12 protein-coding genes and 4 pseudogenes are annotated in these 19,759 nt (G+C 37.6%); 13 read left to right on the top strand and 3 right to left on the bottom strand.

What is annotated here, in order from left to right; genetic code table 11:
• The first annotated feature begins 13 nt into the window (after window positions 1–13).
• The 10 genes and pseudogenes from LC048_RS07175 (at window position 14) to LC048_RS07220 (ending at window position 12,095) form a co-directional block, all read left to right on the top strand.
• The gene (locus tag LC048_RS07175) at window positions 14–1,372 is read left to right on the top strand and encodes an aspartate aminotransferase family protein (protein WP_306049856.1); all 1,359 of its coding nucleotides are present in this window, start codon (window positions 14–16) and stop codon (window positions 1,370–1,372) included.
• Between the two features lie 3 nt (window positions 1,373–1,375).
• A complete protein-coding gene (locus tag LC048_RS07180; protein ID WP_226602362.1) occupies window positions 1,376–2,068 on the top strand; it encodes a CoA transferase subunit A in 693 nt (230 codons plus the stop codon).
• On the top strand, window positions 2,053–2,715 hold the full coding sequence (locus LC048_RS07185) for a 3-oxoacid CoA-transferase subunit B (RefSeq protein WP_306049858.1): 663 nt from the start codon (window positions 2,053–2,055) through the stop codon (window positions 2,713–2,715). The genes LC048_RS07180 and LC048_RS07185 overlap by 16 nt, the downstream gene beginning before the upstream one ends.
• A 16-nt stretch (window positions 2,716–2,731) precedes the next feature.
• Window positions 2,732–4,001, top strand: a pseudogene (locus LC048_RS07190) (peptidase).
• Between the two features lie 171 nt (window positions 4,002–4,172).
• Window positions 4,173–5,456: pseudogene (gabT, locus tag LC048_RS07195) on the top strand (4-aminobutyrate--2-oxoglutarate transaminase).
• Between the two features lie 12 nt (window positions 5,457–5,468).
• Window positions 5,469–6,891: pseudogene (locus LC048_RS07200) on the top strand (aldehyde dehydrogenase family protein).
• Between the two features lie 63 nt (window positions 6,892–6,954).
• Window positions 6,955–7,821: a putative beta-lysine N-acetyltransferase gene (gene ablB / locus LC048_RS07205; protein WP_226602366.1), complete on the top strand. Its 867-nt coding sequence runs from the start codon at window positions 6,955–6,957 to the stop codon at window positions 7,819–7,821.
• A 47-nt stretch (window positions 7,822–7,868) separates the two neighbouring features.
• Window positions 7,869–9,266, top strand: a complete 1,398-nt coding sequence (locus LC048_RS07210) for a sigma-54 interaction domain-containing protein (protein WP_226602367.1) — start codon at window positions 7,869–7,871, stop codon at window positions 9,264–9,266.
• 178 nt (window positions 9,267–9,444) lie between these two features.
• Window positions 9,445–10,449: pseudogene (ablA, locus tag LC048_RS07215) on the top strand (lysine 2,3-aminomutase); the annotation flags it as partial.
• A 77-nt stretch (window positions 10,450–10,526) separates the two neighbouring features.
• On the top strand, window positions 10,527–12,095 hold the full coding sequence (locus LC048_RS07220) for a recombinase family protein (RefSeq protein WP_226602368.1): 1,569 nt from the start codon (window positions 10,527–10,529) through the stop codon (window positions 12,093–12,095).
• An 86-nt stretch (window positions 12,096–12,181) separates the two neighbouring features.
• Here LC048_RS07220 and LC048_RS07225 read toward each other — a convergent pair whose 3' ends face one another.
• The 3 genes from LC048_RS07225 to LC048_RS07235 are packed head-to-tail and all read right to left on the bottom strand — an operon-like array spanning window position 12,182 to window position 15,595.
• Window positions 12,182–13,126 (bottom strand): tyrosine-type recombinase/integrase, encoded by a 945-nt coding sequence (locus LC048_RS07225; RefSeq protein WP_102263289.1) that lies wholly within the window; start codon window positions 13,124–13,126, stop codon window positions 12,182–12,184.
• Between the two features lie 20 nt (window positions 13,127–13,146).
• Window positions 13,147–14,274: a tyrosine-type recombinase/integrase gene (locus LC048_RS07230; RefSeq protein WP_102263288.1), complete on the bottom strand. Its 1,128-nt coding sequence runs from the start codon at window positions 14,272–14,274 to the stop codon at window positions 13,147–13,149.
• 1 nt (window position 14,275) lies between these two features.
• Window positions 14,276–15,595 carry a tyrosine-type recombinase/integrase gene (locus LC048_RS07235; RefSeq protein ID WP_102263287.1) on the bottom strand — a complete coding sequence of 440 codons (1,320 nt, stop codon included), beginning with the start codon at window positions 15,593–15,595 and terminating at the stop codon, window positions 14,276–14,278.
• A 424-nt stretch (window positions 15,596–16,019) separates the two neighbouring features.
• Here LC048_RS07235 and LC048_RS07240 point away from each other — a divergent pair, with 424 nt between their 5' ends.
• The 3 genes from LC048_RS07240 to LC048_RS07250 all read left to right on the top strand — a co-directional run bounded on the left by LC048_RS07240 (window position 16,020) and on the right by LC048_RS07250 (window position 19,306).
• Complete coding sequence (locus LC048_RS07240; protein WP_226602369.1) at window positions 16,020–16,847, top strand: hypothetical protein; 828 nt, start codon at window positions 16,020–16,022, stop codon at window positions 16,845–16,847.
• Between the two features lie 210 nt (window positions 16,848–17,057).
• Entirely contained in the window at window positions 17,058–17,204 is a 147-nt protein-coding gene (locus LC048_RS07245) for a hypothetical protein (RefSeq protein ID WP_158651563.1), read from the top strand.
• A 581-nt stretch (window positions 17,205–17,785) separates the two neighbouring features.
• Window positions 17,786–19,306: a restriction endonuclease gene (locus LC048_RS07250; protein ID WP_102263285.1), complete on the top strand. Its 1,521-nt coding sequence runs from the start codon at window positions 17,786–17,788 to the stop codon at window positions 19,304–19,306.
• Window positions 19,307–19,759: the final 453 nt, after the last annotated feature.

A 19,759-nucleotide genomic window follows, 5' to 3' on the forward strand; every position in this document is an offset into this window, starting at 1 on the left:
ATGGAGTGAATTTATGAAGCCGTCCTACTTAATTAAACCTGCCCTGGATGAGACCTATCCAGAAATTGATTATGGGAAAGGTGTCTTTCTTTTTGACAAAGATGGCAAGAAGTATCTTGATGCTGCATCCGGGGCTGTCACGGCAAATATTGGACACGGAGTTCCGGAAATTATATTGGCTATGCATGAACAATCGAAACGGGTTTCTTTTGTTTACCGCTCCCAATTCACCAGTGAGGCGGCAGAAAGACTGGCAGAAAAACTTGCTGATGCTTTGCCGGGGGATCTAAATTGGAGTTTCTTTGTGAACAGTGGTTCCGAGGCAACCGAAACGGCCCTGAAAATTGCGATTCAGTACTGGCAAGAGAAAGGGATTAAGTCAAAAACAAAAATTCTATCAAGATGGATTAGTTACCACGGCATTACTCTGGGTGCTCTTTCCATGTCTGGACATCCAGGCAGAAGAGCAAGATTTGTTCCGTTGCTTGAGGACTTTCCATCGATTTCCCCTCCATATTGCTATCGCTGTCCATATCAAAGCACTGCACCTGAGTGCGGATATTTATGTGCGATGGAGCTTGAGGGGGCAATCAAACGGATCGGTTCTGATCATATTGCAGGATTTATTGCAGAACCTGTGATTGGTGCGGCGGGAGGGGCAATTACACCTCCACAAGGTTACTACGAAACTATTAAAAAAATTTGTGACGATAATAATATATTATTCATTGCGGATGAGGTGATGACGGGCTTTGGCCGAACAGGTCCTATTCTGGCATCAGAACACTGGAATGTCATCCCCGATATTGTCGCGCTCGGCAAGGGTATGGGCGCGGGGTACGCCCCGATTGCCGCGACAGTCGTAAGTGATCACGTCATGGAGCCAATCATGCACGGCTCTAAATCGATTATGAGCGGCCATACACTTAGCGCGAATCCGCAATCATGTGCCGCTGCACTGGCAGTTTTAGAATATCTCGAGAAAAATGACATTTTAAGTGAAGTTGAATCAAAGTCCATTTACTTAAAAACTAAAATTGATAAGTTAAAAAAACAGTTTGATTTTATAGGAGATGTACGGGGAAAAGGTTTGCTGCTAGGTATAGAATTTGTCAGAATGCCAGGTGCGAAAATTCCGTTCGAGCGAAGTATGAAGTTAACTGAGCTGGTTATAAAAGCTGGCAGGGATCAAGGAATCTTGCTGTATCCTGCAGGTGCCGTCCTGGATGGAATGTCAGGGGACGCAGTGATTATTTCCCCGCCGCTGACTATCACTAAGCGTGAGATTGACGAGTTAGTGAACTTGCTGAAGGCAACCTTCTTTGAAGTATATAGAATACTGGGATTTCCTTATGAAAATGGAGTTGAATAATAGATGGAAAATCCATTCGGAAAAATAGCAACGCTTGAGCAGGCAATGGATCATTTTTATGACGGAATGACCTTAATGTTTGGCGGTTTTGGTGGAGTAGGATCGCCTCCCGATCTGATAAAGGGCATTCTTGAAAAAAAAATAAAAGATCTGGTGCTGATAGGAAATGATACGGGTTTCCCTGAAATCGGCATCGGGAAAATTGTCAGCCGGGGAAAAGCAAGAAAAGTCATCGCCTCCCATATTGGGTCGAATCCAGTAGCTGGCGAACTGATGACCAGGGGTGAAATGGAGGTTGAGTTCTCGCCGCAGGGAACTCTGACGGAACGCATCAGGGCTGGTGGAATGGGTCTTGGAGCCATTCTGACAGATGTAGGTGTTGACCATGATTTCGTTGCAAAAGGGAAACAAAGAATGACTTTAAACGGGAAAGAGTATTTGATCGAAACAGCATTAACCGCTGAAGTATCAATTGTTTATGCCAAAAAGGCAGACCCTTACGGAAATCTAGTTTTTGATAAAAGTGCCAGGAATACCAACCCGCTTGTAGCCATGGCAGGAAATTTCACGATAGCAGAGGCAGAGGTAATTGTACCTCTTGGCAGTCTGGACCCTGAGGAAATCGTGACGCCTGGGGTATTCGTGGATATGGTGATTCCTTCTGGAGGGGTGGATTGGAAATGGGCATGGGAGTAGATGTAAGAAATAGGATGGACCGCAGAGCAGCCGAAGAAATCGTCCCAGGTATGGTTGTCAATCTGGGCATTGGAATTCCCTCTCTAGTACCTAACCACCTTCCGAGAGAAACTCGTGTGATGTTTCATGCTGAAAACGGAATTGTTGGTATGGGGGAGTCGCCTGAAAAGGGAATGGAGGATGAAAACCTGTGTAATGCTGGGGGTTTTCCCGTTACGGTCATGGCGGGTTCGTCTTATTGCGATAGTGCTGTAGCCTTCGGAATGATTCGCAGAGGCAGAGTGGATCTTACTATTCTAGGATCCTTGCAGGTTAGCCAAAAAGGGGACCTGGCAAACTGGATCGTTCCCGGCAAAAAAGTTCCGGGTATGGGCGGAGCGATGGAACTGGCACAAAAAGCAGGGAAGGTAGTCGTTTTGATGAACCATACAGACAAAAATGGTGTGCCTAAAATAGTAGACTCATGCACATTGCCTTTGACCGCCGAAAACTGTGTCGACATTATTATTACGGATCTCGCTGTTTTTAAAATACATGAAGATTCCTTGATTCTGTCTGAACTTTTTGCTCCACATACTGTTACTGAAGTTACTGCCAAGACCGCGTGCGACTTTTCAATCCCCGAGGAGATCCGGATTATTGAATAGTAAAGGAGCTGATATCGTGCAATCTGCTGAACAAAAGGTGAGAAATTACATTAAGGAAAGCAGAATCAGGGGAACACGGCTTTTGCAAAAATTAGTCCAGGAACCAAGTACAAGAGGGAATGAAAGCGGAGCGCAGGCGGTCATTATTGAAAAATGCCGTGAGCTCGGACTGGAAATGGATATTTGGGAAATCGGGGATAGCGGACTGGCTGCTCACCCCGCATTTTGTTCTGATCGAAAAGATTTCAGTGGAAACCCGAATGCAGTAGGAATCATGAGGGGAACAGGTGGAGGCAGGTCGATGATCCTGAATGGACATATCGATGTAGTTCCAGCTGGTGACCCAAAAGATTGGGATAAGGATGCGTTTAGCTGCCATATTGAATGTGGCAAGTTGTTTGGCAGAGGTTCTACGGATATGAAGGGTGGAACAACTTCACTGCTCATGGCAATGGAAGCAATAAAAAATTCAGGAATAAAATTAAAGGGCGATGTCATTTTTCAAAGTGTGATTGAAGAAGAAAGTGGTGGAGCGGGCACACTTGCCACAGTCCTGCGTGGTTATGGAGCAGATGCTGCAATCATTCCAGAACCGACCAATATGAAGCTGTTTCCAAAACAGCAGGGTTCGATGTGGTTCAGAGTTTCTGTAAAAGGAAAAGGGGCGCATGGCGGAACGAGGTACGAAGGTGTCAATGCGATTGAAAAAGCGATGCTGGTGATTGATAGATTGAGATGCTTGGAGTCTCAGAGAAATGAAAGAATCACAGACCCGCTTTTTAAAAGTATCCCCATTCCTATTCCTATCAATATTGGTAAAATTCAGGCCGGGGACTGGCCATCTTCTGTACCTGATTTAGCGGTCATCGAGGGCAGGATGGGGGGTTGCACCAAATGAAACACAGGAAGAAGCAAAACGTGAAATGTATAAAGCCATTGTCGATGTTTGCAACCAGGATCCTTGGTTAACAGAAAACAAGGCTGAACTTGAATGGTTCGGGGCAAGCTGGCTGCCAGGCGACCTGGATCCTGAACATGAACTGATTCACGTCCTTACTGAAAGCTTTAAGGAGGTTAAGGAACAGCCTCCATTAATCGAAGCATCTCCATGGGCTACAGATGGTGGTATCCTTTCCAAGGTCGGCGGAGTGCCAGTAGTGGTTTTTGGTCCAGGAGTGACGGAAACGGCTCATCAGGCAAATGAATATATCAAGCTTGAAGATATCTTTGAAGCAGCGGAAATCATTGCATTGACACTGCTTCAGTGGTGTGGAATCAGCGAATAAACTTTTCACAGATAAAAAGCAGTTCATTTACTAAGAGTTATACAATTGTCCATTCTCAAAGAGCACTGATATCTATCTTATAAAAGGGAATTAAACATTCAAATCAGGATGAGGGGGAATTAAAAAGTGGGAGATATCAAGATAAGGACGGCCATTCCTGGACCAAAGGCAATGAAGTTGCTGGAGAGAAAAGAAAAGAATGTACCTGTTGGACCTTTCAATACAATTAAATCTTTTGCGGAAAGAGGCGAAGGTGCATTATTGACCGATGTCGATGGAAACACATTCATCGATTTTGCAGGTGCAATCGGCACACTGAACGTAGGTCACTGTCCACCTGAGGTTGTGAGGGCACTTCATGAGCAAATCGACCGCTATCTTCACCCTTGCTTTCATGTAATGATGTATGAACCATATATAGAACTTTCGGAGTTGTTAAATAAAATCACACCTGGTACACATGATAAAAAAACTTTTTTCCTAAGCAGCGGAGCTGAAGCGGTAGAAAATGCGATTAAAATAGCCAGGAAGTACTCAGGACGAAAAGGAATTATTTCATTTGAACGGGGATTTCATGGAAGGACCTATATGACCATGTCCCTGACTAGCAAAGTGAAACCCTACAAGTACCAGTTCGGACCTTTCGCACCAGAAACATATAAATGACCTTACCCAGTGTATTCTCAAGAAAAAGCCATGTCACCTGAAGAACTTGATGAATTTATGCTGAAAAAGTTTGAGGTCTTTTTCCTAAGCGAGGTGCCAGGCACTGAAATTGCAGCGGTCATAATGGAACCGATCCAGGGGGAAGGCGGCTTTAATATTCCCTCTAAAAGCTTTGTTCAAGGTGTGAAGAGAATTTGTGATCAGTATGGCATCCTCTTTATTGCAGATGAAATCCAAACCGGTTTTGGCAGGACAGGGAAGATGTTTGCGATGGAGCATTACGATGTCATCCCTGATTTGATGACAATGTCCAAATCAATTGCTGCCGGGCTGCCAATCAGCGCGGTCACAGGAAAGTCAGAAATTATGGATTCTGCCGGAATAGGGGAAATTGGCGGAACCTTTGGCGGAAGTCCTCTTGGTTGTGTAGCGGCAATAGAAGTCGTTAAAATGATAGAAGAACAGAAGCTTCTTGAACGAGCGAACCTGTTCGGCGAGAAGTTTCAGGAAAGGTTCGGCCTACTGACAGATCGTTTTACCGAAGTTGGTGATATCCGTTCTTTGGGAGCGATGTGTGCGATCGAATTTTTCGATGATAATAATCAGCCTAACGGACAAATCGTCCGGGAAATACTTGCGAAAGCCCATCAGAGAGGATTAATTTTAATGAGTGCTGGTCTCTACGGAAATGTAATCAGGCTTTTAGCTCCGCTTGTAATAACAGATGATCAGATGGATGAAGGCTTCAATGCACTGGAATCAGTAATTGCTGAATGCTGCCAGAGGTAGGAGGGGAAGAAAATGAAACAGAATTTATGGATTAACGGAGAGCATGCTGAAACAGAAAAATATCGGCCGCTTTCAAATCCCTATAATGGAAAAATTATTGCCGATGTAGCAGAGGCGAGCAAGGAAGATGTAACAAGAGCAATCGATGCAGCTGCTGAGGCAGCAAGGATGATGGCAGAGATGGACGCCCATAAGCGTTCAGATATCCTTCGGCGAGTGGCAGAACTAATCCAGGAAGACAGGGAGGAGTGTGCCCGTCTGATCGCGGAGGAATCCTCTAAACCATTGAAGGCTGCTCTTGGTGAAGTGGACCGTACAATCATGACGTATACATTTGCATCAGAAGAGGCGAGGAGGCTTCATGGTGAAACAATCCCGATGGATGCCGCTCCAGGAGGCGAAGGAAGAGTGGCCTATACTGAAAGGGAGCCGCTCGGAGTAATTGCTGCAATCACTCCTTTCAACTTTCCGATGAACCTTGTAGCACATAAGGTCGGTCCGGCAATCGCCGCCGGAAATACGTTAGTCCTTAAACCAGCCAGCCAGACGCCATTATCCGCGTATAAAATTGCTTCCTATTTCCATCAGGCAGGACTCCCTGCGGGTGCTTTAAATGTAGTGACTGGCAGCGGAAAAAATGTTGGTGATGTGCTGACTTCCGATGATCGAGTAAAAATGGTCACATTTACTGGCAGTCCTGAAGTGGGGAAGCACATCCGTGAACGTGCAGGATTAAAACGTGTAACACTTGAACTGGGATCTAACTCAGCATTGATTGTCGATGAAGGGACTCACCTGAAAAAAGTGATGCCAAGAGTCGTTACTGGAGCCTTCTCTAATCAGGGGCAGGTTTGTATCTCTATCCAGAGGATTTTCGTACACGAAAAGATATGTGATGAATTTGTATCTTTGTTCATTGAAGAAGCTGGCAAACTGAAGGTAGGAGATCCTCTGGATGAGCAAACAGATTTAGCTGCAATGATCAGCGGAAATGATGTAACAAGAGCAAAGACCTGGATACAGGACGCGGTGAAGAATGGAGCAGAGCTGGTATATGGCGGTGAAAGTGACAGACAAATCCTCAAGCCAACTGTGCTGCTGAATGCCCAGCTTACTGATAAAATTTCCTGTGAGGAAGTATTCGCACCTGTTGTTCATATTAACACCTTTAAGGAATTCGAAGATGCAATTGATCAAGTCAATGATTCTAAATACGGGCTGCAGGCAGGAGTATATACGAACGATCTGCAAAAAGCATTTAAAGCCGCAAAAAAAACTACATGTAGGCGGTGTGATGATCAATGATATCCCGACATTCCGGGTTGATCATATGCCATATGGCGGTGTGAAAATGAGCGGGACCGGGAGAGAAGGTATTAAATATGCTTTAGAAGAGATGACCGAACTTAAGCTTGTATCCATCAAACTTGATTAAACACTCAGCCTGGCCAAAAGCCAGGCTTTTAATACGATGGGGATTTTAAAAGGGGGCACAAAGATGCATTTAGGGAGATCAATGGTTTTATCAGAAAAGGAGTATAACATGACCGTTTATCTTGATAAACAGAATAAGCGGGTCAGAGTTGAAGACTATTTAGGGAGATTATCTAGTGTATTGGACCGAGCTGAAGAACTTCTAGAGAGTGAAAAGGGCGATAAATTGATTATCAAGGGCAGAAGGGAAGATTTTACCGAGCTGGTTGAACGAGGGTTTAGTTTTGAGGCAAGTATTGACGGATTTTTCCTAGGCTCAGATTGTATGTTCTTTTCGAAGTTTTTCAGCGACGATAGAAAGGCTTCACCGCATTGGCTGCAAGAGGACGGAATCATTAAAAGTGTTTACCATTTGGCAGAGCCGGCACAGAAAATCACTCCTCCGAAAGATTATGTTTTGAAAAAAATGGACGAAACTGATGCTTCAGGTTTATCGGCGTTATACAAAGAAGTTTTCCAAATTTACCCCACACCGTTGAATGATAAAGACTATATCGTCCAAACGATGAAGGAAGGCAGTATTTATTACGGTTTTGCTCATGATGGTCAGATCGTTAGCGCTGCATCAGCAGAAGTGAACTCTTTTTATAAAAATGCTGAAATGACTGATTGCGCGACATTAAAAGAGCATAGGAAGCATGGACTGATGAAGGTTCTTTTAGCCCGCCTAGAGGATGAACTCATTGAAAATGGCATTTATTGCTCGTACTCTATCGCCAGGGCTTTATCATTCGGGATGAACGCAGCACTGTACCAATTGGGTTATGCATACCGAGGCAGGCTGGTGAACAATGTATATATCTATGATAAAATTGAAAATATGAATGTATGGGTAAAGAATTTGGCAAAACCGCCAAATTTTGGGCAGTGATAAGACAGTTTTTCGGCACTCTGTCATATACTCAATATGGGAGTGTGATGAGATTGAATTCAGTATCAAATGTGACGGAAGAAATCTTGAGCGCAATATTGAAATGCATCGACGAAGCCATCCATGTCGTGAATACAGAAGGCATAACCATTTTCTATAATGAAGTTGCTGCCAAGCACGATGGACTGAGAATCAGCGAAGTGGTTGGGAAGCCCCTGCTTAATGTATTCCCTTCATTGAACAATCAGTCTAGCACTCTATTGAAAGTAATCGAAACGAAGAAACCGATCTATAATGAAACTCAAACTTTCGTTAATTTGCATGGACATAAGATCGACACTGTGAATACAACCTTGCCAATCTTTGTACAGGGGGAATTGATCGGAGCAGTTGAAATTGCAAAGGATTATTCCCAAATCAAGCAGCTTTCTGAACGTCTGGTCGAAATTCAAAAAAGTCTCAAGCAACGTGGCGGAAAAGCAATAAAACAACAAGCAGTCTATACGTTCAGAGACCTGCTTACAAACAATAAACATTTCATCACGGTTAAAGAGAAGGCAGAGAAACTGGCAAAATCTGATTCTCCGATTCTTGTGTATGGGGAAAGCGGGACCGGCAAGGAGCTTTTCGTCCAATCCATCCATAACGCCTCAAGCCGGGCAGCGGGTCCTTTTATTGCGCAAAACTGTGCAGCAATACCAGAGAATTTGCTTGAAAGCATCCTTTTCGGTACATCAAAGGGAAGCTATACAGGAGCAGTGGACAGGCCTGGATTGTTTGAGCTTGCTAACGGTGGTACACTTTTCCTTGATGAATTGAATTCGATGCCCTTCGACCTTCAAGCCAAGCTTCTTCGTGTCATTGAGGATGGTGCTGTCAGAAGAATCGGCGGGTCGAATGTCATTTCCGTTGATGTAAGAGTGATTTCAGCGATGAATGTTTACCCTACTGTGGCAATGGAGGCAAACCAGCTGCGGACGGATCTGTTTTACCGCCTGAATGTATTGACATTCGAACTGATGCCCTTAAGACAAAGGAAGGAAGACATCGTTTATTTGTCCGATATCTTTATCAGCCAATATAACAAGCGGCTGCGGAAGCATGTCTCAGGTCTGGACGAGAATGTGAAAGCAATTTTCCTTAAACATCAATGGCCAGGTAATGTCAGGGAGCTGAAGCATACAGTTGAATATATGATGAACGTGTGTGAAGACAGAATGATGCTGACTGGTCAAGACCTGCCAATGATGATGAAAAACATCCAGCCAGATCCCAGTGAACAAACTCGTACTTCCTTTGTTTTGAGAGAGAATCTAAGGGAGCTCGAAATTCAATTAATCAATGATGCACTGAAGGCTTCCGGCGGAAATGTCCAGCAAGCAGCAGTCCTCCTTGAAATTCCAAGACAGACATTGCAATATAAAATAAAGAAATTGAATATATAACCCAATCTAATCTGCCGAATTTTCAGCAGGTTATTTTCTTATATACCCGCTTTATATACCCCGGCATCATGCACAAACCTTTGCGGAAAGCTGAATTTAATGAATTCAGAATAATCCGTCATTTTTGGCACGGAACTTGCATTATAAATAGCTATAAAAACAGCTAGGGGGAATTGGGATGAAACAAACATTATATAAGCCTTCAAGACATTGGAAGGATATTGAGCTCTGGAAGGATGTTACGGAAGAGCAGTGGAATGATTGGCTATGGCAGCTTACCAATACTATCAGGACACTCGATGATCTAAAGAAGGTTATTAATCTTACACCTGAAGAAGAAGAGGGTGTAAGGATCTCAACGAAGACAATTCCACTGAATATCACACCTTACTACGCTTCATTAATGAATCCGGATGACCCACGCTGTCCAATCAGGATGCAGTCAGTACCAATCTCCAAGGAAATACACAAAACAAAATATGATCTTGAAGATCCACTTCATGAGGATGAGGATTCACCAGTACCTGGTTTAACACATAGATATCCTGATAGGGTGCTTTTCCTTGTGACCAACCAATGCTCGATGTATTGCCGATACTGCACACGCAGAAGATTTTCCGGACAGATCGGTATGGGTGTTGCGAAGAAACAGCTTGATGCTGCAATCAACTATATCAGGAATACCCCTGAAGTGCGTGATGTATTGATTTCTGGCGGTGATGGGCTACTAATTAACGATAATATTCTCGAATATATCTTAAAGAACCTGAGAGAAATCGACCATGTTGAAATCATCAGGATTGGAACTCGGGCACCAGTTGTTTTCCCACAGCGAATTACTGAAAATCTTTGTTCGATCCTCAAAAAATACCATCCAATCTGGCTGAATACACACTTTAATACATCAATTGAAATTACTGAAGAATCGAAGATGGCCTGTGAAATGCTTGCCAATGCAGGAGTTCCTGTCGGAAATCAATCTGTCATACTTGCAGGAATCAATGACAGTGTTCCGATTATGAAAAAGCTTATGCATGACCTGGTGAAAATTCGTGTCCGGCCTTATTATATATATCAATGTGACCTGTCAGAAGGCATTGGCCATTTCCGGGCGCCGGTCACAAAAGGACTCGAAATTATCGAAGGCTTAAGAGGGCATACGTCTGGTTACGCCGTCCCGACAGTATTTTTTATAGGAAGTATAAAAATAACTTTACCTGCTTATACTTTTTTAATAAAAAGGCATAAGAGGTTTTTTTTATGGAAAAAACAAGATTTCACAAACATGTAGCAATCTATTTAAGAATCAGCCAGGAGAAAAGAAATGAAAACGAAGAAACACTAAAGAACCATAGGGAGATTCTGGTGGAACATGCCAAGGCTATTAATTGTACATATGATATTTATGGTGAAGTAATTAGTGGTGGTAAATCTAACATTGAAGACAGGTTAGAACTTCAGAGGCTATTTAATAATATTGAAAATTATGATGCGATCTTATGTATTGAGCTTTCGCGCTTATCAAGAAATGGACTCATTTCTCAAACGGTTAAACAATATTGTATGGATTTTGATAAACCCATTATTACTCCATTCTATGAATACGACCTTGCAAATAATGAAAATGACCGATTAATGTTTGATTTAGGAAGTTTGATTGCTAGCCATGAACATGGTGTTATTGGCAAGCGCAGTAAAATAAACAAAATACAGATGTCTAAAGCAGGCTTACATGTTAGTGGAAATGTCCCGTTTGGGTATGTTAGAAATAATGAAACCAAGAAGCTAGAGATAAATGATAAGGAAGCTAAAATTGTTAGGTATATATTTGACTTGCATTCAAGTGGTTTAGGCAGTTTTAAAATAAGGGAAATTTTAAATAAAGAAGGATATAAAACAAAAAAGAACAATCACTTTGAATTACCTACAATAAAAAGAATAATAAAAAATCCAGTGTATAAAGGAACCATTGTATTTAATGATAGGAAAAGGAAAAAGAAAGATGGTAAGTTTGTGTATGAAATTGTAGAAACCATTGTAGTGGATAAAGCTCACCCTTGGATTATATCACCTGAAGAGTGGGAAAGAGCTAATCAGGATTGTCTTGAAAGAGCAAAGAATGCAAGACAATTTAGAGAAAAACCTGCAATCAAAACAGGATATACTATGTTAAAAGACTTGATTTATTGTGGCGTTTGTGGCAGAAAAATGACAATTAGGAAAGATAATAAAAATACAAGTACTTATACTATAAAACGCTGTGAATATTTACTAATTGGTGGAGAAAAATGCCAAAACTGTGGAATTAAATTAGAATTCGTAGAAAATGAAGTGTACGATGAACTACAAGAATATAAAAATAAATTGACGGAAAGTCTCAGGATGATTCAGCTAAACGATGAGACTAAATTAAAAAATCAACTAACTGAAAGGCTTGTAAAGGTTGAAAAGAAGTTAAAAGATGTTTTAAGACAACAGAAGCGACTAATAGACTTTGCTGTTGAGGGAATCTTTACAACTGAACAGATAAGAGAAAAGAAGCAAGAGTTATTAACTCTACAGCAGAACTTAGAGAAAGAGAAAAAGGATTTATTAAATGAAATTAATAATCCATCATTTGAAAATATCACAATAAATATACAAGGCGTTATTCATTCGATAGAAAACCTTAAAAATATGAATACTGTAGAAGTAAATCAAACTCTTAAAACATTTATAAAAAAGATATTTTATACCAGAGTTATTCCAGCAGAATTATTGGTGAAATCCACACAGAATAAACAGAGAAGGTACTACCCGTATCAGCTTGAATTTGAATACAAAAAATAGCTATTTAAAATGAGCTATTCAAAAATTAGTTAACAATAAATTAAAACTGTAGGCATCTCGTCTTTTTGAGATACCTACAGCCTAATTCACCAAGGTAATTTGATGTTATTGTATATTTCCTCGTTTTCTGGTATATATAACTCAAAGTTCCTAATGTAGTTTGGTTCAATATAAGTTCTAGTGGACGATAGAGCAATGTGATTTAACAATTGTTGAATGGTAGTTATTAACGCACCCGATTCAAACATCATTGTTCCAAAACTATGTCTCATGGAGTGAACCCTAACTTTGGGAAGATTCGCAAAAGTTAGGTATGAATTTAGTAGTTTATTTACGGAATCATAAGTTAAGCCGGGAAAAAGTTTATCACTATGTGATAGGTGATTTTCTATGCAATATTTTTGTATTTGCTTACCAACACCATGTCTTAAAATTAAATAGTGTGATCGCTTGTTTTTTGTTTCTTTTAGAAAGATTAGATCATTGTCGAAATCTATGTTTTCGACAGTGGCATTCAATATTTCATTTTTTCTAGAGCCAGTTGATAATAATAGAATGAAAAGTAGTAAATCTCTTTTTAAATTACAACTGTGTTTGATTATACTTCGTAAAAGCCTAATAATTTCATGCCGATTGAGTATTCTCGGTGGAATCCTCGATGGTTTATAATTTTTTAATTTAAATTCAATTTCCATCATTACATTATCAAAAGCATAGTTCTTAAATAAATATTTAAAGAAACTTTTAAGTGCAGCGTGACAAGTTGATAGCCAAGAATACCCTTTATCAGTTCTAGAAAATAAGAACTGATCTAATAAAGTAGAATTAATGGGTAGAAACCGTACAGTTTTACCGTTTACATCAATCAGTTCAAATATTTGTTCTAAATGCAATTCACCATATTTTTGTTCGGTTAATTCGGATAGATATTGACCAAAATGCTCCAGTTTGTCTTTATAAGCTTCTTTAGTTTTCTTCGTAAAATTTGTGCATAGAAGAAATTTATTAATTTCCTTAACATATGGTTCCATTTCTAATTTTTTGACTCCTTTTAAAAAATTTCATTAAGCAGAGCTTCCATAGGGAATGGATAATTTTTCATTACTTGTTCCTTTAAATCAATAGGAAGAAGTTGAGTATAAATTGCAGTAGTTGCCGGATTTGTATGCCCCAGTAACTGAGAAAGGAATTGAATTTCCATTCCAGCTTTTAAGCAATTCACAGCAAATGTATGCCTGAACGAATGAGTCGTAAAGTAACTTTCATTAATATTTGCATCTTTAAAAATATTACTTATTTGATATTGAAGAGACCTATTAGAGATCCGCTTCTTTCTAACATTATCCTCGTCCCGTGAAAATAGAAAACCATTGCAATTCTCCTTATTAGTTAAGCCAGTTTCATCTAAATAGTTAATTAAGTGTTTTTTAGTCTCAGGGTATAATGTGACAATTCTTGTTTTGTCACCTTTACCTTTTACAAAGATAATGTCATTATCAAAATGAATATCTTTAATTTTAATATTAGTTGTTTCACTAATTCTGCACCCAGTAAGTAACATAAAATATATCATAGAATACCATCGGTAACCGTATGTTCTCCTATAAGCATGTTTTAATATTGACTTAACCTGTTTATTGTTAAAATACCTGGGGAGTAATTTAGTTTTATTAAAATCAAATCTAACTGATAGGTCTTTGTCAACATATTCAACAATATATGCATACTTAAATAGCTTTCTAATAATTGCAGTATATTTATTAATTGTATAATCCGATAATTTTTCTTTCTCTTCGTTTTCTATTATGTCAACTTCCTTTTCCTCCTTAGTTTGATTATTGGAACTTCTCCTTGCCTTCAAAGTAGAAAAGAATCTTAGAAGCATCACTTCATTAAATTGGTCCAAAGCTAAATTTGGATCAATTTCATCGTTAACATATTCTTTAATTCTATTTATGAAATTCAGGTATGTTACCAGTGTAGTTTCACTTCTTTTTTTATTTTCAACTTGCAATGTTAAATTTTCTATAAAATCATCCGCTACCTTTAAAAAAGTAACCTTTGACGAGTTTTTTTGCGTTGTATATGCACTTGTTAGTGACATTAAAGTCTCCATGGTAATCCCTAACTCATTACATACCTGTTCATAATCTATATTGGATTGTATCTTTAAGGACACGTTAACTTTCCTCCTTTAGTACTGTTTCAGGGTTGTATTGAAGAGTATTCCTTTTAAGTCTTTGAATGCTTTTTTCAAGATAATAGTAAGTTGAAACTAAGTGGGCGTGTCCCAGCGCCATGGATACTTTTTCAAGGTCATTTTTATTTTCTAGTGCATTTGTAGCATATGCATGCCTATAAGTTTTCGCTGTATACTTTACTTCTCCGAATACTTTTTTATTTGCTGCAGCATAAATTTGACCTATTGCATTAACAGTGAGCGGTTCGTTACTTGTTGATAAAAATAAAGTTTCCCCATTATAATCTAATTGTTCTCTGTATTTTAGATATTTTCTTAGTACTTTCATTACCAGGTTACTTAACTTTAGCTTTCTCTGACCTGATTTTTTGCTTCTAATCACTATAGTTGATTCTGAGGTATATACATCATGGAGTTTCATATTAGTGATTTCTATAGGTCTACATCCAGTATCAAGAATAATTAAAAAAACACTTAAATTTCTTTCAGGTAGCCTTGAATAATTTAGAATAGCATCTATTAATTTCATGGTTTCTCTGGCATTAACATACTCATTATTTCGGGTATGCTGAATTTGAAATTTGTCAGGTATAGCATATTTGAAACTTATGAAGTTCAGTCTTCGAATATATTGAAGGAATAATTTTAAGCACCTTAGTAAATTCAAAGCCCTACTTCTTGAAATTTCATTCAATGAAATTCTTCTCCCTAAGAATTTATGATATGAACCAATATGTTCTTTTTCTAATTTTTTTACATCTCGCTCTTGGAGTGAGTCTGATGCTGGGAAATCTTCAAATTCTCCGGCTAAAAATTTAAAGAAGTATAGAATGTCTTTTCTATAGTTTTTTAGTTGGCTGTAATTTTGAGAAGATAAATCCTCAAGAAAAGAAGTAATAACAGGTGGAACGTTATTTTTAGCTTTAGTTTTTTTTGATTTCTCAATTAAGGTTGCATTGAAAATAAAGTTGATCTGTTTGTCTAAAAATAATTGCTTTGATAGTGAATTTATAATGTTTAGATAGACCTGCGCAGTACGTGCATTTAATTCACCCATAACTATTTTCTTTTCTAAGGTGTTTTTATAAGAATTAAAATGTTCTATGGATAGAAATTTAGTGTTCATCTGGTTGATATCATATTCGGCTAGAAAAATATTTATAGCCCTGCTAATTTTTCTTTTATAACTAGATGAAATATTACTCCTTTCAAGAAAAGAAATTATGGTTTCAGGTAAACAATCGGGATTAGTTTGGACTACGAAATTATTTTCATTATTAATAACTGTTAGATTGCTCATGGTTTAAAATCTCCAATATAAATATTTAGAATATTGTGTTAAAATATACTTGCGTAAAGTGCTATGAAATTAACTTTCTGCTCTGTTAATTTTTCCTGACCAGTCATACTAATTTCCAGTATCACCAAATTAAACACATGTAATTCAATTTCGCTTTACTTTGTTAAAGAAAATTAGCGTAGAATTTTTGTTCTATGCCATTTCTCTTTAATCAAATAAAGTGCTAAAGGAGGCTGAAATAAAGTTTGTTAACTGGATTTCATTTTAAGCTAATACCGAGGAATCCAATATATAATAAAGATATAGTTATGAAATATTTTAAGTGCATTAACCTAATCAATACTTTTGAGAAGATTTATCATGTTTTTATGATACTGGAGATTTTGTTTGATAAAAGGACCTATGCTTATTTTGGTGATGAGCTATGTCCAAAGAGCCGAAAGGGTACCAGACTGATCAAGTAAGAGCTGCAAATGAATTTGCGCTGGGGGAAATAACGCTAGAAAAATTTTTAAGGTTTCATCCGATTGGTAGAGGTTATAAGTGGAAACACATGGTGTTTGTAAGAAGGCAATCGTTTATTTGGCATCAATTAATTGAAAGATTACCTGTGCCTTTTAGACTAAAGGCATATCTGGATTCTGAAGACTTATCGGTTCCGTATCTAAGAGAAAATATGCAAATTACATCTGGTAATTACATTAATATAAAGAATTATGAATTAATGATAGAAGAGGGCTTGCAGACAACCCTCCTGAAACTTGCTGTAGTCTTAGATATACCCATTAGATATTTGAGAGGTTTTGACACCAGTGAATTGGTAGTTGCAGATTTTGATGAATACGATTATTTGATAATGGATAATAAGCAATCGTTTTCAGAAATTGTATCATGGACACTGAAAAGAGATATCTGTCGAATTATTGAGGGTTTTATCGTTGATAATTCCGAGAAGGAAATTCCTTTTGTCCATAAAAATCATGTATATGTTAGAGTGGATAAAAATGTAAATTTCTTCCGATTTGAAATCTTCCTTGAATCAAGACCATATGCATCAGTAGGTCAAATAAAGGAATTATTAAATGCTTTTCAGGGTAGTGTAAAATATGTGTATAAAGAAGAGTCGTTACTAAGAAAGGTACCAAAATTAACTTTTATAGGCATTTATAAAAATACCTCACTTGAACTACTCGAGGAATATGTAAATGACTTAAGTGAAAGTCCTGGAAAAGAAAGAATCTATCCATTCTAATACCTAAAATATTTATTCCTCTTATTACATCCTAGGAAGTAATAAGAGGTTTTTCTAATTAAAAGTAATTTAATCAATTAGTTATAAGTTTTAAAATATAGACTTATATAGCAAGGAGATTTAAAGTATTTATAATGATTTAATGATACACGTAAACTATTTCAAGGATCTAGAGAACCTCTTATTACTAAAGTAATAGGAGGTTTTTTGATGCGTAAGTCAAAAGCACAAACATTAGAACAGAAAAAATTAAATGCTCTAAAAGTATTGGAGAAATGGGAACTAAAAGAAAAGGAACGATTTAAATATAAAGACGAGGAAGAAAAGATAATAAAACCTGAAAAAAAGTCACCATGAAAATAAAGATAAAGGCGAATCAAACCTCAAACCATGTGAGTCCTAACCAGCCACCTTGCACCAGAATATGTAGAAATAATCCGAATTTAGAACTAATGGCAAAAGGGTTTCTGGAATTATACTTAAGATCATTGAAAAACTCATAAATTATTGAAGCTCGCCAATCAATGAAAATAAGTAGAGGAAAGATCTTCTCTACTTTTTGGGGGGCCTTTTTTAAATTTAATAACGATTCGCTATGGGGCAGTGAAATAACCGTTGTAACTTCAGCTTTTTCCTTTTCTAATTAAACAGTCGGTTTTAGAAGTAGCACTAATAAAATAATTAAGTTGAAAACTAATTATTTGATCTTGTTTGTTCTTTTCCTTTACTTATTAGGAGTATAGGTTACATTTATAGCCATTGTTAGTTAGCTCCATAAATAAAATGAACGAACAAGAATTTTTGGCATATGAACTTTAAGTAAAAGATTGGATACTTAATGTTTTTTTGCTTAATAAGTAACGTTTTTATAATTATTATTTTATAAATATATGGTTAAACTTTTAGTAACTTGGAAAATGACGGAGGTTATCTAATCAGTGCTTCGTACTCACATATCCAATCGTTATCTAAAAGAAGATAAAGTTATAACAGCTAAGACCCATTGGGAATTAGAAGAAAAAGTTAAAAATCAAAAGCAGCGGTGGAAAGATAAAGAAAATAAAGTTAAGAACCAAAAAAGGATTGAAAAGTTAAAGTGCTCTGCGATTACAGATACCAAAAGATCACAAAAGCAAATTGAAGAATATCGGTGTCTTCTTCAATTCTCATTAAATAGAAAGCATTCTATTAATTGGGACAAGCTTTTTAGTAAGGAAACTTACGAAGTTGAGGAACCTGAGTTAGAAAAATTCATTGAGCTGGTAAATGTTCCAAAAGAGGATAAATTTCTTGAGTTTTTTCTCCCGTCATTAAAGAAGAAGAGGCTTCAAAAAATGAATGAGGCAGAAAAGAAATATCATCTAGCCTATACTGAATATCAGAGAGAAAAAAATGAATTTATTAACGAACAAAGGGAGATTAACGAATCAGTAAAACAATTTAAGCTTGCATATGAAGATTCAGTTACTCCATTTGTGGAAAAATACTTTGGTACAGTAATTGATTCTTCTGGTTATCCAAAGGGATTAAATAAAAATCTTGATATCCAATATCTATCTGAAGCAAAAGCTTTGGTTATTGATTTTGATTTACCCCTACCAGGAAATGTTCCAGACATCATTGAATATAAATTTGTACAAGCTCGTAACGAAATTGTTTCTAAAAAAATGAAGAAAAAAGAATTTGAAGAATATTACGAGGATGTTATTTACCAATTAACACTTCGAAATATTTACGAGTGTTATAGTGCTGATTATGGCAATACAATTGAACTTATTGTATTTAATGGATGGATACATGGGGTTGATTCTTCAACTGGTCAAGATTTTCACTCTTGTATTGTAAGCCTACAGGCTATGAAGGAGGAGTTTTTAGCCTTAAATCTTGAAAAGGTAGTACCGAAAGATTGTTTTCGAAATCTAAAGGGATTAAACGCGGGTGCTTTATACCAGTTAGCACCAGTAAGACCAATAATGGAACTTAACCGTGAGGATCAGCGTTTTATAGAATCAAAAAAAATCTTAGCTGAGATCAATTCTATTCCAAACTTAGCAGCTATGTCCTGGGAAGATTTTGAACATTTAGTAAGAGAACTCTTTGAAAAATATTTCTCCGCAGTTGGTGCTGAGGTAAAAGTAACAAAAGCGACCCGTGATGGAGGTATTGACGCTGTAGCTTTTGACCCTGATCCTATTCGTGGCGGGAAATTTATCATTCAAGCAAAACGTTACAACCAAGTGGTCCCTATATCAGCAGTTCGTGAGTTGAATGGGATAATGGCAGATGAAGGTGCAGTAAAAGGAATATTAGTAACTACAAGTTATTATGGAAACGATTCATGGGAATTTGCTAAAGGAAAGCCTCTGACTCTTTTGGATGGATCTAATTTGATTCAGATGTTTATGGAATATGGCTACAATGTCAAAATTGAATTAAAGAAAAATGAAAATGCAAATTAATGAATTAACCACCACATGATTAGTCATATAACTTCAGGAGCAGCAAAAAAGTTTAAGTATGTATTGTTGTTGGAAGGGTATCCCATTCGCCTATTTATCGAATTTAACAGTAAGCAAGATGGGTTTGAGAAATTTTTTAAACAATTTAGGACAACTAGAATTATCCAGTAACAGGGATAATGCCACTAATGCCAATTTTTGGGCATGGGAATGCCAAGAAATCAGCACTTTGTATTGAAAAAATAAGTAATAACAACGAGATTTTAATATTACATCTCGTCCTTATATGGCTTTGTTGGGTTCCATAGCGGTGTCTAACCCCAGTTAGAAAGCAATTAATATTTAGTCGACTTTAAATTCCCCATTTAATAAATTACTACGATAAATAATTATGAATTAGTTTAAATACTATGCAATTTAACTGCCCGTTTATTGGCAGTTTTTTTTGCGTTT

Source organism: Mesobacillus subterraneus, from assembly GCF_020524355.2.
In the GTDB taxonomy this organism is placed as follows: Bacteria; Bacillota; Bacilli; order Bacillales; family Cytobacillaceae; genus Mesobacillus; species Mesobacillus subterraneus_C.